The organism is Pseudonocardia sp. WMMC193 (assembly GCF_021728735.1).
Taxonomy (GTDB): Bacteria; Actinomycetota; Actinomycetes; order Mycobacteriales; family Pseudonocardiaceae; genus Pseudonocardia; species Pseudonocardia oroxyli.
The window spans coordinates 4,955,087-4,968,929 of sequence record NZ_JAKKDO010000003.1 but is presented as its reverse complement, the minus strand read 5'-3'; the positions used below and the strand labels follow the sequence as shown (position 1 = coordinate 4,968,929).

Sequence of the window (13,843 nt, the reverse complement as noted above, 5' to 3'; positions counted from 1 at the left end):
TGCGGCGGGAGGGTAACCGATCAGGTGGCTACGATCGATCAGGAACTGGTGCTGCTGACCTGTGCCGACAGGCCCGCGCGCCGTTTCCCGTTCCAGGGTAATCGGCTACCGGCCGCGCTCGTGCACGTCCCCGCCGTGTCGCTGCCCGCACGGCCCGGGAAGGGGGACGTCGACCCGGTACTGAAGGAGCGCGAACCCCGGCGGGTCATCGTGCACGGCAGCGACGCGGACCTGGCCGCCGTGCTGGTCAGGTTGTTGCGGCGGGACCGGCTCGACGTCGAGGTCGCCTTCGTCCCCGCCACCCGGCGCTCGGCGGTGGCGATGGCCTGGAACCTCCCGCGGGACGCCGCGGGCCTCGCCCTCGACGCACCCGCGCAGCCCACCCCGCTCATCCGGGACGACGCCGGCGGCGTGCTCGTCGGCCGCGGCGTGGTCCGCGACCTGGAGGGCGAGGCGTACTGCGACGACACGCTGGTCCTGCGCGGGCGGACCCGGCGGTTGGTCGCCGTCCCGGGGCCCGACGGCGTGTCCGCCCTGCCCGGCAGGCGGGTGCGCGCGGCGACCGGGCGAGCCCTGCAGATCGGCTGCGTGGAGGCGTTCGTCGAGGTGGAGGGCGTGCCGCACCCCCGTCCGGTGCCGCGCTGGACCTGGTACCGGCACACGGCGGACTGGCTGTTCGTGCGGCCCGGGAGCCCGCGTTGATATACGCGCCCCGAAACGGGGGCGAAACATGAGCGCCGTAGAACTGTCGCCATGCACCTGAGCCCTCAGGAGCGGGACAAGCTGCTCATCCACGTCGCCGCGGACGTGGCCCGCGCCCGCCAGTCCCGCGGCCTGCGCCTGAACTACCCCGAGGCCGTGGCGTTGATCACCGATCACGTCGTGGAGGGTGCGCGGGACGGGCGCTCCGTCGTCGAGCTGATGCAGTCCGGCCGGACGGTCCTCACCCGCGAGCAGGTGCTCGACGGCATCCCCGAGATGATCGACTCGGTGCAGGTCGAGGCCACGTTCCCGGACGGCACGAAGCTCGTCACCGTGCACTCCCCGATCGCGTGAGCGAGCGCATGCGAGCGAACCGACAGACACGGCGCGGTCGCGACTGCGGGCGACGAGCGCCGGCGAGGAGGCGGCGATGAGCGGGCGGCGGAGCTCCGGCTGGGCGCCGGGACAGATCATCCCGGGCACCGAGCCCGTCGAGCTGAACCCCGGGCGCGAGCGCACCACCCTCGTCGTCACGAACACCGGCGACCGGCCCGTGCAGGTCGGTTCGCACTTCCACTTCGCCGCGGTCAACCCCGGCCTGGCGTTCGACCGCGAGGCCGCCCGGGGCACCCACCTCGACATCCCGGCGGGGACGTCGGTGCGGTTCGAACCGGGCGTCGAGAAGGAGATCGTGCTCGTGCCGCTGGCCGGCGCACGGCGCGTCCCGGGCCTGCGCCCGGAGTGGGCGGGCGACCTGGATCGGAGCAGCGAGTGACCAGCATCGAGCGCGGCCGCTACGCGGACCTCTTCGGCCCGACGACCGGTGACCGGATCCGGCTGGCCGACACGGACCTGCTCATCGAGGTCACCGACGACCTGTCCCGCGGGCCCGCCTCCGGAGACGAGGTGATGTTCGGCGGCGGCAAGGTCATCCGCGAGTCCATGGGCCAGTCCCTGGTCACCTCGGCGGAGGGCGCCCCGGACCTGGTGATCACCGGCGCGGTGATCCTCGACCACTGGGGGATCGTCAAGGCGGACGTCGCGGTCACGGACGGGCGCATCACCGGCATCGGCAAGGCGGGCAACCCCGACACGATGGACGGGGTGGACTTCCCGATCGGGCCGTCGACGGAGATCATCTCCGGCAACGGCAAGATCCTCACCGCGGGCGGCATCGACGTCCACGTCCACTTCATCACCCCCGGGCTGGTCGACACGGCCCTCGCCGCGGGCCTGACCACGCTCGGCGGCGGCGGCACGGGACCGGCCGAGGGCACCAAGGCCACGACCGTCACCCCCGGCCCCCGCAACCTCGCGCGGATGTTCCAGGCGCTGGACCACCTGCCGATCAACGTCCTGCTCATGGGCAAGGGCAACACCGTGTCCGCGGACGCCCTGTGGGAGCAGCTGCGCGCGGGCGCGGGCGGCTTCAAGCTGCACGAGGACTGGGGCACCACCCCCGCCGCGATCGACGCCTGCCTGCGGGTCTGCGAGGAGTCCGGCGTCCAGGCCGCGATCCACACGGACACGCTGAACGAGGCGGGCTTCCTGCAGTCCACGCTCGAGGCGATCGCGGGGCGCTCCATCAACGCGTTCCACACCGAGGGCGCAGGGGGCGGGCACGCGCCGGACATCATCGAGGTCGTCTCGCAGGCCAACGTGCTGCCGTCGTCGACCAACCCGACGCGCCCGCACACCGTCAACACCCTCGACGAGCACCTCGACATGCTGATGGTCTGCCACCATCTCAACGCGTCGGTGCCCGAGGACCTGGCCTTCGCGGAGAGCCGCATCCGGCCGACGACGATCGCCGCCGAGGACGTCCTCCACGACCTCGGCGCCATCTCGATGATGAGCTCGGACAGCCAGGCCATGGGCCGGATCGGCGAGGTGATCATCCGGACCTGGCAGACCGCGCACGTCATGAAGGCGGCGCGCGGCGCGCTGGACGGTCCGGCGGACAACCTGCGCGCGCAGCGGTACGTCGCGAAGTACACGATCAACCCGGCGCTGGCGCACGGCATGGCCTCGCAGATCGGGTCGGTCGAGGTGGGCAAGCTCGCGGACCTGGTGCTCTGGGAGCCCAAGTTCTTCGGCGTGCGGCCGGACGTGGTGCTCAAGGGCGGGTTCATCGCCTGGTCCCAGATGGGGGACGCGAACGCCTCCATCCCCACCCCGCAGCCGGTGTTCGCCCGCCCCCAGTTCGGCGCGGCGCCGCTGGTGGCGAGCGCGACGTCGCTGAACTTCGTGGCGCCGATCGCACTGGAGTCCGGGTTCGGCGAGGGTCTGGCGAAGGGGGCGGTGGCCTGCGACGACACCCGCTCGATCACCAAGTCGTCGATGCTGCTCAACGACGCGACGCCCGAGGTGAAGGTCGACCCGGACAGCTTCGAGGTGCGGATCGACGGCTCGGTGGTCGAGCCCGCCCCGGTGTCCGAGCTGCCCATGGCCCAGCGCTACTTCCTGTTCTGATGGGCCTGACCTCGCTCGTCCTCGCCGACGCCCGCTTCCCGGGCGGCGGCCACGTCCACTCCGGTGGGGTGGAGGAGGCGGTGGCGCGGGGCCTGGTGCAGGACGTGGAGACGCTGCGGGGCTTCCTGCTCGGCCGCCTCCGCACCGCGGGCCTGGTCGCCGCCGCCTTCGCGGCCGCGGCCGCACGCCTCGCCGCTCGCGGCGTGAACGCTCGGGGCACCGACACTGACGCTCGGGACGCCCAAGCGTCGCCGGCCGGTGCTTGGGCGGCCCAAGCGTCAGTGGCCGGTGCTTGGGCGGCCCAAGCGTCACGAGCCTGGGCCGCACTCGACGCGGAGTTCGACGCACGCACGCCCTCGCAGGCGCAGCGCGAGGCCTCCCGGGCCCAGGGCCGCGGGACCCTGCGGGCCGTGCGCGCCGCCTGGCCCTCCCCCGTGTACGACGAGCTGGGCCCCCGCCCCCACCACGCGCTGCTGGTCGGGGCGGTGTGCGGGATCGCGAGCGAGCCGCCCGAGGAGGCGGCCCGCTGCGTCGCCTACCTGGCGGTCTCCGGCCCGGCGTCGGCGGCGGTGCGGCTGCTCGGCCTCGATCCCTTCGCCGTCAACGCCGTCCTGATCCACCTGGACCCCGCGCTCGCCGCCGTCGTCGAGACCGCCGTCCACACCGCCGTCACCGAGGACCTCCCCGCACCCGGCGCCCCGGTGCTCGACCTGCTGGCCCAGGCCCACGTCGCGCACCGCGGCAGGCTGCGGCTGTTCGCCTCCTGAAAGGACCGACCATGAGCGACGACCACGGGCACGGCCACGGCCACCTGATCTCCTTCGACCCCACCGAGACCGACCACGACCACCACGAGGCCACGCCGGCGAGTGGGCGCGCGGTCCGGATCGGCATCGGCGGGCCCGTCGGCTCCGGGAAGACGGCCCTGGTCGCGGCCCTGGCCCGCAGCCTCGGCGAGCGCGTCCGGCTGGCCGTGGTGACGAACGACATCTACACCACCGAGGACGCGGACTTCCTGCGCCGCAACGCCGTCCTGCCCCCGGAGCGGGTCGAGGCCGTGCAGACCGGCTGCTGCCCGCACACCGCGATCCGGGACGACATCACCGCGAACCTGGACGCGATCGAGACCCTGGAGGAGCGCTTCGGGGACCTGGAGCTGGTGCTCGTCGAGTCCGGTGGCGACAACCTCACCGCGGTGTTCTCCCGCGGCCTCGTGGACGCGCAGATCTTCGTGGTGGACGTCGCGGGCGGGGACAAGGTGCCCCGCAAGGGCGGCCCCGGGGTCACCACGGCCGACCTGCTGGTGATCAACAAGACCGACCTCGCGCCGCTCGTCGGCGCGAACATGGACGTCATGACCGGCGACGCGACGCGCATCCGCGGCGCGCTGCCGGTGATCACCCAGTCCCTCGTGGAGGACCCGGCCGCGACCGAGGTCGGCGCCTGGGTGTTGGAGCAGCTGGCGTGCGTGCCCGCGCGCTCCTGACCGTCGAGCGGGTGGGGGACCGCAGCGTCGTGCGCGAACTGCGGTCGCAGTCCCCGCTCTCGCTCGTCCCCCGGCGCGGGACCGCCGCCACGCTCGATCCCGCCGCGACCGTGCACCTGGTGGGCTCGGCGGCCACCCCCCTGGGTGGGGACGACGTCGAGCTGGCCGTCCACGTCGGACCGGCGGCCGAGCTGGTGCTCACCGGGGTGGCCGCGGCCGTCGCGCTCGCCGGGACCAGCAGCCTGACCGTGCGCGTCACCCTCGACGAGGGCGCGACCCTGCAGTACCTCCCCGAGCCCACCGTGGTCACCGCCCGCGCGGACCACCACACCCTGCTCCACACCGAGCTCCACGAGACCGCGCGGGTCCGCCTGCGCGAGATCCTGGTCGGTGGCCGGGCGGGCGAGCAGCCCGGCCGGTACCGGGGCACCACCCGCGTCGCGACCGGCCTCGGCTCGTGTCCCGTCCTGCACCAGACGCAGGAGTTCGGCGATCCCGCGCTCCAGGCGTCGAGCGCCGTGCTCGCCGGGAACCGGGTGCTCGGGACCGAGGTCCTGCTCTGGGGCGCCGACGGCGAGGCCGCGACCGGGGAGTCCTGGGCCTTGACCCCGCTGGCCCGCCGCGGGAGTCTCGCCACCGCCGTCGGGCCGGACGCGGTGAGCACGCAGCGCGCCCTCGCCCAGGCCGTCGCCGCCCATCCGGGCTGGGCGGAGTCGTCGAGCGAACGGACCCTTCGCTCACTGGGTATGAGCGAGAACGCCGTTCGCTCCACGACGGAGGAGGCACCGTGACGGAGGAGACACCGTGACCGAACTCGACCTCGTCATCCGCGCCCGCCGGGTGATCACCGCGTTCGGCGAGGTGAGCCGCGCCGTCGGGGTCCGGGACGGTGCCATCGTGGCGATCGAGCCCCTGGAGTTCGACCTGACCGCGGACACCGTGGTCGAGCTGGCGGACGACGAGGTGCTGCTGCCCGGCCTCGTCGACACCCACGTGCACGTGAACGAGCCGGGGCGCACCGAGTGGGAGGGCTTCGCGTCCGCCACGGCGGCGGCGGCCCTGGGCGGGGTCACCACGATCATCGACATGCCGCTGAACTCGATCCCGCCGACGATCGACGTCGCGGCCCTGGAGGTCAAGCGCAAGGCGGCCGAGACGCAGTCCCATGTGGACGTCGGTTTCTGGGGCGGGGCGGTGCCCGGCAACGCCGACGAGCTCCGCGGCCTGCACGACGCCGGCGTGTTCGGCTTCAAGTGCTTCCTGCTGCACTCCGGTGTGGACGAGTTCCAGCCGCTCCCGCCGGAGGACCTGGAGGGCGTGCTCGAGCGCATCGCCGCCATGGGCTCGCAGCTGATCGTGCACGCCGAGGACTCGGCCGCGATCGACCGCGCCCAGACCCCGCACGGCGAGCTGTACCAGAACTTCCTGGACTCCCGCCCGCGCGGCGCCGAGAACCTGGCCATCGCCTGGCTGTTGGAACGCGCCCGCTGGACCGGCGCGCGGGTGCACGTGCTGCACCTGTCCAGCTCCGACGCCCTGCCCATGCTGGCGAGTGCGCGCCGGGACGGGGTGCGGGTCACCGTCGAGACCTGCCCGCACTACCTCACCTTCAACGCCGAGGAGGTCCCGGACGGCGCCACGCAGTTCAAGTGCTGCCCGCCGATCCGCGAGGCCGAGAACCGCGAGCTGCTCTGGGACGGGTTGGGCGACAAGACGATCGACATCGTCGTCTCCGACCACTCGCCCTGCACCGCCGAGCTCAAGCACCTCGACACCGGGGACTTCGGCACCGCCTGGGGCGGCATCGCGTCGCTGCAGGTGGGGCTGTCCGCCGTGTGGTCCGGGGCGCGCACCCGGGGCCACGACCTGAGCGACGTCGTGGAGTGGATGGCGACCGGTCCCGCCCGGCTGGCGGGCGTGGCGCACAAGGGCTCCATCGCGCTGGGCAACGACGCGGACTTCTGCGTCTTCGCCCCGGACGCCGCGTTCGTGGTCGACGCCCAGCGGCTCGCCCACCGCAACCCCGTCACCCCCTACGACGGCCGCGCGCTCTCGGGGGTGGTCCGACAGACCTGGCTGCGGGGGGCCAGGATTGACGTCGCCGGCCCACCGGCCGGCACGCTGCTGCGACGAGGAGACCGATGACCCGGCCCACCACCCGCCCCACCCGCTCTCGGACGGGAGACGCGGCCCGGCTCGACGGCCCGGACATGGACGCCGACTTCGTCCGGCTGCCGGACCTCGCGGCCCGCCGCCTCGGCGGCGCCGTGGTCGCCGCCAACGACGACTTCTTCGCCGACCGCGCCGCTCTGGTCATGCCCGGGCCGGTGCAGCCCCGGACCGAGTTCGGCTACCGCGGCAAGGTCTACGACGGCTGGGAGACCCGCCGGCGCCGCGAGCCCGGCAGCGACCACGCGATCGTCCGCCTGGGGATCCCGGGGATCGTGCACGGCGTCGTCGTCGACACCTCGTACTTCCGCGGGAACTACCCGCCGGAGATCTCGGTCGAGGCCACCGCGCTGGAGGACTACCCCGGCGAGGCCGAGCTGGCCGCGGCCGAGTGGGAGACGATCGTCCCCCGCTCGCCCGCCAAGGGCGACCGCGCCAACGTCTACGACGTCCAGTCCTCCCACCGCTGGACCCACGTCCGGCTCACCATCTACCCCGACGGCGGCGTCGCGCGGTTCCGGGTCCACGGCGAGGCGGTGGTGGACCCGCGGCTGCTGCACGGCACCGTCGACCTGGCGGCGCAGGACCGCGGCGGGCTCGTGATGAGCTGCTCGGACATGTTCTTCTCCTCGCCCGCGAACCTGCTGCTCCCCGGCCCGGCGCGGAACATGGGCGAGGGCTGGGAGACCGCGCGGCGCCGCGACTCCGGCAACGACTGGGTGATCGTGAAGCTCGCCGGTGCGAGCAGGCTGCGCGACATCGAGTTCGACACCAGCCACTTCGTCGGCAACGCGCCCGGCCAGGTGCAGATCTCCGGTGCCCGCATCGAGGGGGACGTCCCGGCCGAGGCCCTGGCCGCCCGCCTGTGGACCCCGCTCGTCCATCGCCGGGTCGTCCGCCCGGACACCCCGCACCGCTTCCAGATCGGGCAGGGCGCGGGCGTCGTCACCCACCTGAAGATCGACATCTTCCCGGACGGCGGGTTCGCCCGGCTGCGGGCGAACGGCGAGCTGCTGGAGTCCGAGGTGGAGCGCAAGGCGGCCGCCTGGCTGGACGCGCTGCCGCCCATGCACCTGCGGGACGCGCTGACCGGTGCGAACCTGGACCCGGCCCTGATCCGCGGCGCCCTGGCCGCCGCGGGCAACCCGACGAGCCGGTGGGCCCAGGAGCTCCTCGACGCGTTCGCCCCCCGCCGCCTCTGACGCATCATGGAACCATAACGGCCGTTTCGGGGCCCGAAAACGACGTTATGGTTCCATAATGCGGGGTTGGGTCAGGCGCCACACGCGGTCGCGGCTGAAGGGTTGTTCGTAGGGGCGTGCTCCCAGCGCCCTGCGGATGGCGTTGCCGATCGCCGGGGCGACCGGGTTGTACGGGGACTCGCTCATGCTCTTGGCGCCGTAGGGGCCGAGCGCGTCGCTGGTCGTCGCGAAGTAGACCTCGGTGTCGGGGATGTCCGCCATCTGCGGCACGCGGTAGGTGCGGAACACCGGGTTCAGCACCTCGCCGTGCTCCCCGATCAGCACCTCCTCGTACAGCGCCGACCCGATCCCCTGTGCCACCCCGCCTTCGACCTGGCCGCGGCACTGCTCGGGGTTCATCACGGTCCCCGCGTCCGCGGCGTGCACGGACTGCAGGATCCGCACCTCGCCGGTCTCCGGGCGCACCGCGACCCGGACGGCGTGCACGTTCGACGACAGCGACCGCTGCTCCCCGAACTCGGCCCCGGTCCCGGTGAGGGGCCCGATCTCGGCGAACGGGACGAGCCCGGCCGCGGTGCGCACACCGTCCCGCTCCAGGACTCCGTCCACCCGCGACAGGATCTGGGCGCGGAGATCCAGGGCCGCGCCGTGCAGCGCCTTGCCCGCCACGGCGGTCCCGGCCGAGGCGAAGGCCCCCGTGTCGTACGCGACAGCGTCGGTGTCCGCGACGCGGAGCACGATCCGGTCCACGGTGGTGTGCAGCGTGGACGCGACGATCTGGGTGAAGACGGTCTGCGAGCCGTTGCCGAACTCGACGGTGCCGACGTCGACGCGGTAGGTGCCGTCCGGCTCCAGGTGGATCGCGGCGTGCGCGACGTGCCCGAAGGGCGGCACCGTGGTGATCAGCGCGAGCGCCATGCCCTCACCGACCCGCCACCCGGGCGGCGGCTCCACCCCGTTGCCCCTGGCCAGAGCCTCCTCCGCCAGGTCGAGGCACTGGTCGAGGCCGTAGCTGCCCCACACCAGGTCCGGCTCCGGTTCGGCGTGCTGGGCGACGAGCAGCGGGTCGCCGTCCCGCACGACGTTCCGCCTGCGCAGCTCGAAGGGGTCCAGCCCCAGCTCGATCGCGAGCTCGTCCATGGCGGACTCCACGCCCAGGATCACCTGGCCCAGGCCGTAGCCGCGGAAGGCGCCCGACGGCACCGTGTTCGTGTAGACGACCTCGGCGTCGACGTGCTTGACCGGGCAGCGGTACACGCTCACCGACTCCGCGATCGCATGGAACAGCACCCCGCGGGAGTGGTTGCCGTAGGCGCCGGTGTCGGACAGGACGTCGACCTTCATCGCGGTCAGCACACCGTCCGCCGTGGACCCGAGCGTGACGCCGACGCGCATCGGGTGCCGCACCGAGGTGCGCTGGAACTCGTCGGTGCGCGACAGCTCGTAGGACACGGGGCGCCCGGTCCGCAACACCGCCCACCCCACCAGGTCCTCGGCGAAGATCTCCTGCTTGCCGCCGAAGCCGCCGCCGACCCGGGCGGTGTGGACCCGCACCCGGTCCTCGGGGAGCCCGAACAGCCGGGCGAGCTCGAGCCTGGTGAGGAAGGGGACCTGCGTGCTCGCGCGCAGGACGAGCCTGCCGTCGTCCTCCAGCCACCCGATCGCGCCGTGCGTCTCCAGCTGCGCGTGCGAGACCCGGGAGGTGCGCCACGTCCCGGACACCGTGTGCGCCGAGGCCGCCAGCGCCGCGTCGACGTCTCCGCCGTGTCCACCGTGGACCGCCAGCACCACGTTGCGCCCGGCCTCGTCGACCCGGTCCGCGGGCGTCCGGTCCGGGTGGAGCAGCGGCGCGCCGGGGCGCCGGGCCTCCTCGGGATCGACCACGGCGGGCAGCACCTCGTAGTCGACGACGAGCGCGCGACACCCCGCCTCGGCCGCCGCCACCGACTCGGCGACGACGGCGGCGACCCGCTGTCCCACGTGGCGGACGACGTCGTCCAGCATGCGGGTGTCGTCGGGATCGTCCTCGCGGTGCTCGTGCCGGCCGGTGGAGTAGCGCTCCTGCGGCGTGTTCTCGTGCGTCAGCACCAGGACGACGCCCGGCACCGCCTCGGCGGCGGACGTGTCGATCGACCGGATGCGGGCGTGCGCGTGTGGCGCGGCGAGCACGCGCAGGTGCAGGGAGCCCGGGACGGCGAGGTCGAACGTGTAGGGCTCGGTCCCGGTCACCACGCGTCGCGCGGCGGGCGGGTTCGGCGAGTCGCCGACGCCGCACCCGGGCGCAGGCCGCGGCGGGTCCCCGCGCACCCCCGCCTCGATCGCCTGCCGGACGGACCGGTAGCCCGTGCAGCGACAGAGGTTGCCCTTCATCCGGCGCGGGAGGTCGTCCGTGGAGTCCAGCGTGGACGCGGCGACGATCATGCCGGCCGTGCAGAATCCACACTGGAACCCGAAGTGGTCCACGAAGGCCTGTTGCATCGGGTGCAGGTCCTCGGGCGTCCCGAGCCCGGAGACCGTGGTGATCTCGGCGCCGTCCGCGCGGACCGCGGGGTAGAGGCAGGAGCGGACCAGCGCCCCGTCGACCAGCACGGAGCAGGCGCCGCAGTCGCCCGCGTCGCAGCCCTTCTTCACCTCGAAGTGCTCCTGGTCGCGCAGGAAGGTGCGCAGGCACTGGCCGGGCTGCGGCTCGCCGGACCCGGCGACACCGTTGATCGAGAACTTCACGCCAGCTCCTGCCGGATCTCCTCGAGCAGCACCCCGCTGACCTGGCGGCGCCAGTCCGCGGAGCCGAGCGGGTCGGTGTAGTAGCCGACGGCCGCGTCGACGTCCGCCCGCAGCGCGGCCGCGCCGGGCAGCGCCGGGTACCGCAGCACGGTCGGGGAGGCGGTGGCCGCGGTGATCACGAAGACCGCCTCGCCGCCCGGGTCGACCCGGCCGGTGAGCACGGCACCGGAGCGGCCGAGCTCGGCGAGCGCGATCTTGCGGAACGCGGTGCGGGCCGCGAGCGCCCGGGCCGGGATCTCCAGGGCGCGCAGCACCTCGCCGGGCGCGAGCGAGGTGGTGCCGTTGCCGGTCGCGAGCTCCGCCACCGGGATGCGGTAGTCGTGAGGTCCGCCGCCCGAGGGCGCCCACACCAGCGCGACGCCGTCGAGCGCCGCGCACAGCGCCACCATCCCGGCGGCGGCGAAGGCCCGGCAGACGTTCCCGCCCACGGTGGCGACGGTCCAGATCGCGCTGCTCGCGAGCAGCGCGTTCGCACACTCCACGGCGAGTGGCGGCCGGTCCGGGTGGGCCAGGAGCTCGGCGATCGTGCAGGTCGCGGCGATGGACAGGCCCTCGTCGGTGCGGGTGAGCGGCGCCCAGCCCATCGTCGTCAGGTCCACGAGCCCGGTCGTGTCGAGCTGCGGCTCGGAGTAGAGCCAGGTCCCCCCGCCGAGGATCCGCTCACCCGGCCCCAGGGCCAGGTCGGCCCGGGTGCGGGCGCGGCGGTAACCGTTGACCGTGTTCAGATCCATGCACCTCTCCTCGGGGGGACGGTCCTGAGCAGATCGTGCCGCCGCACCCCCCGGCAATGCCCGTCATGTGAACGTAACGACGGATTCCCACAGGGCCCCGCTATGCTGAGTGAACCACTTGGTTCAACTCTGGAGGCCCCCGTGGAGACCCTCGACCTCGCCGCGTTCACCGACCTGGGCGTGCACACCCCGGACGACCTGCCTGCGGCGGCCGAGTTCTACCGCCGCTGGGGCTTCGTGGTGCTGCGCGACCTGATCCCGACCGACCTGCTGGAGACCATCGAGGCCGAGTGCGTCCTCGCCCAGCGCGGCGTGCTCTCCGGGGCGCTCGCCGGGCGGCACGGCTCGACCAAGTACCTCGACTCCGAGGACAAGGCCGAGCGGTTCGTGAACTACGTCGAGCACGTGGAGGAGCTGGCCCCCTCGATCGGGACCGCGCTGGCCCTGCCCGCGCTGCGCGCCCTGCTCGGCGACCTGCTCGGCCCGGACTTCTGGCCGAGCGTGAACGGCGTGGTCTACCAGGACGCACGCCCCGGCCGGGAGTCCGGCTACAGCCGGATCGGCTGGCACGCGGACTGGCAGGCCGTGCCGCACCTGGACATCTGGCCCGGCACCGCGTTCACGATCCACGTCGACGGCACCAGCCCAGCCAACGGGTTCCTGCGCGTGGTCCCCGGCAGCCACCTGTGGGCCACGCCGAGCCCGTACGAGAACGTGAACGGCGCGGTCGTCCCCGAGGGCGCGCCCGCCGCCCGCGGCTACACCGACACCCCGCCGCCCTTCCCGATGCCGTTGGGCTTCGAGAAGGTCCGCGGCGAGCTCCCGGTCTACGCCGAGCGCGGCGACGTGATCCTGCACGACGCCTTCCTCTGGCACTCCGCCGCCCGCGCGACGGACGACGCCACCATCCGGCGCCACGTCCGCGGCGGCTGGCAGGGCGGCGACCCGTCGTTCCGGCAGACCGAGACCGGGTTCGTCAAGAACGCAGCCCGGTGACCCGACCCGCGCCTTCGGCGCCTGTGAGTGGTAAGTGGTGCCAGAGCACCACTTACCACTCACGAGCGACGGAGTCGCAGGTCAGGAGCCGCGGTAGGTCGTGTAGCCGTACGGGCTCAGGAGCAGCGGCACGTGGTAGTGCCCACGCTCCGGGTCCGCGGTGAAGGCGACCGTGATCTCCGGGTAGAACTCGCCCGCGACCGCGAAGACCAGCGTGTACGTGCCCGGGCGCAGGGCGCCGGTGTAGAGGTCGCCGACCCGGCCGTCCGCGTCCGTGACCCCGGTGAAGGTCTCGCCGTCGGGGTCGGTGAGGAGGACCGCGATGCCTTCCGCCGGGCGCCCCAACGCCGCGTCCAGGACGTGGGTACTGATGCCTGCCATGCGCGGGAGCATCGCACGGATCCCCGGTTCACCGGCCCGTAACGTCGCTTGACGAGGAACTAGCGTGGACGACGTGCTCCTCACGGTGATCAACCCCAACACGACCGAGTCGATGACCGCGACCATCGGCAAGGCCGCGGCCGCCGTCGCGAGCCCTGGCACCACCGTGCGCGCGGTGACCCCGGCGATGGGGCCCGCCTCGATCGAGAGCCACTACGACGAGGCGCTGTCGGTGCCCGGGATGCTCGCCGAGATCGCGGCGGGCGAGCGCGCGGGGTCCGACGGCTACGTGATCGCCTGCTTCGGCGACCCCGGGCTCGACGCCGCCCGCGAGCTCGCCCGCGGACCCGTCGTCGGGATCGCGGAGGCGGCCATGCGCACCGCCTCCTACCTGGGCAGAGGGTTCTCCGTAGTGACCACGCTGGGCCGCACGATCGGCCGGGCCCAGGACCTCGCCGAGCACTACGGCGCCGCCCGCTCCTGCCGTGGGATCCGGGCCTGCGAGATCCCCGTCCTCGAGCTCGAGACCGACCCGGCGGCCCGGGACCGGATCACCGAGGAGTGCAGGCGGGCGGTCGCCGAGGACGGGTCGGACGCCGTCGTCCTCGGCTGCGCGGGCATGGCGGACCTCTGCGCGCACATCTCGGCCGCGGTCGGGGTCCCCGTGGTGGACGGCGTGGCCGCGGCGGTCCGCACGGTCGAGTCGCTCGTCGCGCTCGGCCTGCGCACCGGCGACCGCGGCGAGTTCGCGCCGCCGCCCACCAAGGCCTACACCGGAATGCTCTCGGAGTTCCAGATCCGGTGAGTGCATATATGTTGAGTTCCGCTTAACGCCGGGGACGAACTCGTGAATACTGCCGATCACCCGGACGACCCCTCTCACCAGGACTTACCGTCATCGCACGGTCGGGTGAGACGAC

Annotated in this window: 14 protein-coding genes; 11 read left to right on the top strand and 3 right to left on the bottom strand. The window is 73.5% G+C overall.

All coding sequences use genetic code 11. The features are described 5' to 3' along the window. Nucleotides 1–24 precede the first annotated feature (24 nt). The 9 genes from L3X23_RS25600 to alc all read left to right on the top strand — a co-directional run bounded on the left by L3X23_RS25600 (nt 25) and on the right by alc (nt 8,031). Complete coding sequence (locus L3X23_RS25600) at nt 25–702, top strand: hypothetical protein (protein WP_237195186.1); 678 nt, start codon at nt 25–27, stop codon at nt 700–702. A gap of 51 nt (nt 703–753) precedes the next feature. After that, entirely contained in the window at nt 754–1,056 is a 303-nt protein-coding gene (locus tag L3X23_RS25595) for an urease subunit gamma (RefSeq protein WP_093085547.1), read from the top strand. A gap of 76 nt (nt 1,057–1,132) precedes the next feature. Next, nucleotides 1,133–1,477, top strand: coding sequence for an urease subunit beta (locus tag L3X23_RS25590; protein WP_237195184.1), 345 nt, complete (start codon nt 1,133–1,135; stop codon nt 1,475–1,477). Further along, nucleotides 1,474–3,174 carry an urease subunit alpha gene (locus tag L3X23_RS25585; RefSeq protein WP_237195175.1) on the top strand — a complete coding sequence of 567 codons (1,701 nt, stop codon included), beginning with the start codon at nt 1,474–1,476 and terminating at the stop codon, nt 3,172–3,174. The genes L3X23_RS25590 and L3X23_RS25585 overlap by 4 nt, the downstream gene beginning before the upstream one ends. Continuing rightward, nucleotides 3,174–3,941 (top strand): urease accessory protein UreF, encoded by a 768-nt coding sequence (locus L3X23_RS25580; protein ID WP_237195174.1) that lies wholly within the window; start codon nt 3,174–3,176, stop codon nt 3,939–3,941. The genes L3X23_RS25585 and L3X23_RS25580 overlap by 1 nt, the downstream gene beginning before the upstream one ends. Before the next feature lie 11 nt (nt 3,942–3,952). Next, nucleotides 3,953–4,660 (top strand): urease accessory protein UreG, encoded by a 708-nt coding sequence (gene ureG, locus L3X23_RS25575; protein ID WP_093085558.1) that lies wholly within the window; start codon nt 3,953–3,955, stop codon nt 4,658–4,660. Continuing rightward, on the top strand, nt 4,639–5,451 hold the full coding sequence (locus tag L3X23_RS25570) for an urease accessory protein UreD (RefSeq protein WP_237195171.1): 813 nt from the start codon (nt 4,639–4,641) through the stop codon (nt 5,449–5,451). Before ureG ends, L3X23_RS25570 begins: the two co-directional genes overlap by 22 nt. A gap of 13 nt (nt 5,452–5,464) precedes the next feature. Further along, nucleotides 5,465–6,805: an allantoinase AllB gene (gene allB, locus L3X23_RS25565; RefSeq protein ID WP_237195170.1), complete on the top strand. Its 1,341-nt coding sequence runs from the start codon at nt 5,465–5,467 to the stop codon at nt 6,803–6,805. Then, on the top strand, nt 6,802–8,031 hold the full coding sequence (gene alc / locus L3X23_RS25560) for an allantoicase (RefSeq protein ID WP_237195168.1): 1,230 nt from the start codon (nt 6,802–6,804) through the stop codon (nt 8,029–8,031). Before allB ends, alc begins: the two co-directional genes overlap by 4 nt. Nucleotides 8,032–8,076: 45 nt before the next feature. On the opposite strand, the gene L3X23_RS25555 is transcribed toward alc, so the two are convergent. Together L3X23_RS25555 and L3X23_RS25550 are read right to left on the bottom strand one after the other, a co-directional pair. After that, on the bottom strand, nt 8,077–10,755 hold the full coding sequence (locus tag L3X23_RS25555; protein ID WP_237195166.1) for a molybdopterin-dependent oxidoreductase: 2,679 nt from the start codon (nt 10,753–10,755) through the stop codon (nt 8,077–8,079). Then, nucleotides 10,752–11,546 (bottom strand): xanthine dehydrogenase family protein subunit M, encoded by a 795-nt coding sequence (locus L3X23_RS25550; RefSeq protein ID WP_237195163.1) that lies wholly within the window; start codon nt 11,544–11,546, stop codon nt 10,752–10,754. Before L3X23_RS25550 ends, L3X23_RS25555 begins: the two co-directional genes overlap by 4 nt. A 141-nt stretch (nt 11,547–11,687) precedes the next feature. On the opposite strand from L3X23_RS25550, the gene L3X23_RS25545 reads away from it, so the two are divergent. Beyond that, entirely contained in the window at nt 11,688–12,542 is an 855-nt protein-coding gene (locus L3X23_RS25545) for a phytanoyl-CoA dioxygenase family protein (protein ID WP_237195161.1), read from the top strand. 81 nt (nt 12,543–12,623) lie between these two features. Here L3X23_RS25545 and uraH read toward each other — a convergent pair whose 3' ends face one another. Then, complete coding sequence (gene uraH, locus L3X23_RS25540) at nt 12,624–12,923, bottom strand: hydroxyisourate hydrolase (protein WP_237195159.1); 300 nt, start codon at nt 12,921–12,923, stop codon at nt 12,624–12,626. Nucleotides 12,924–12,987: 64 nt separating this feature from the next. Here uraH and L3X23_RS25535 point away from each other — a divergent pair, with 64 nt between their 5' ends. Beyond that, nucleotides 12,988–13,728, top strand: coding sequence for an aspartate/glutamate racemase family protein (locus L3X23_RS25535; protein WP_237195157.1), 741 nt, complete (start codon nt 12,988–12,990; stop codon nt 13,726–13,728). Nucleotides 13,729–13,843 lie beyond the last annotated feature (115 nt).

Coding starts and splice junctions, on each gene's coding strand:
- L3X23_RS25595 (WP_093085547.1), top strand. CDS start 754: ATGCACCTGAGCCCTCAGGAGCGGGACAAGCTGCTCATCCACGTCGCC.
- L3X23_RS25590 (WP_237195184.1), top strand. CDS start 1,133: ATGAGCGGGCGGCGGAGCTCCGGCTGGGCGCCGGGACAGATCATCCCG.
- L3X23_RS25580 (WP_237195174.1), top strand. CDS start 3,174: ATGGGCCTGACCTCGCTCGTCCTCGCCGACGCCCGCTTCCCGGGCGGC.
- ureG (WP_093085558.1), top strand. CDS start 3,953: ATGAGCGACGACCACGGGCACGGCCACGGCCACCTGATCTCCTTCGAC.
- alc (WP_237195168.1), top strand. CDS start 6,802: ATGACCCGGCCCACCACCCGCCCCACCCGCTCTCGGACGGGAGACGCG.
- L3X23_RS25550 (WP_237195163.1), bottom strand. CDS start 11,546: ATGGATCTGAACACGGTCAACGGTTACCGCCGCGCCCGCACCCGGGCC.
- uraH (WP_237195159.1), bottom strand. CDS start 12,923: ATGGCAGGCATCAGTACCCACGTCCTGGACGCGGCGTTGGGGCGCCCG.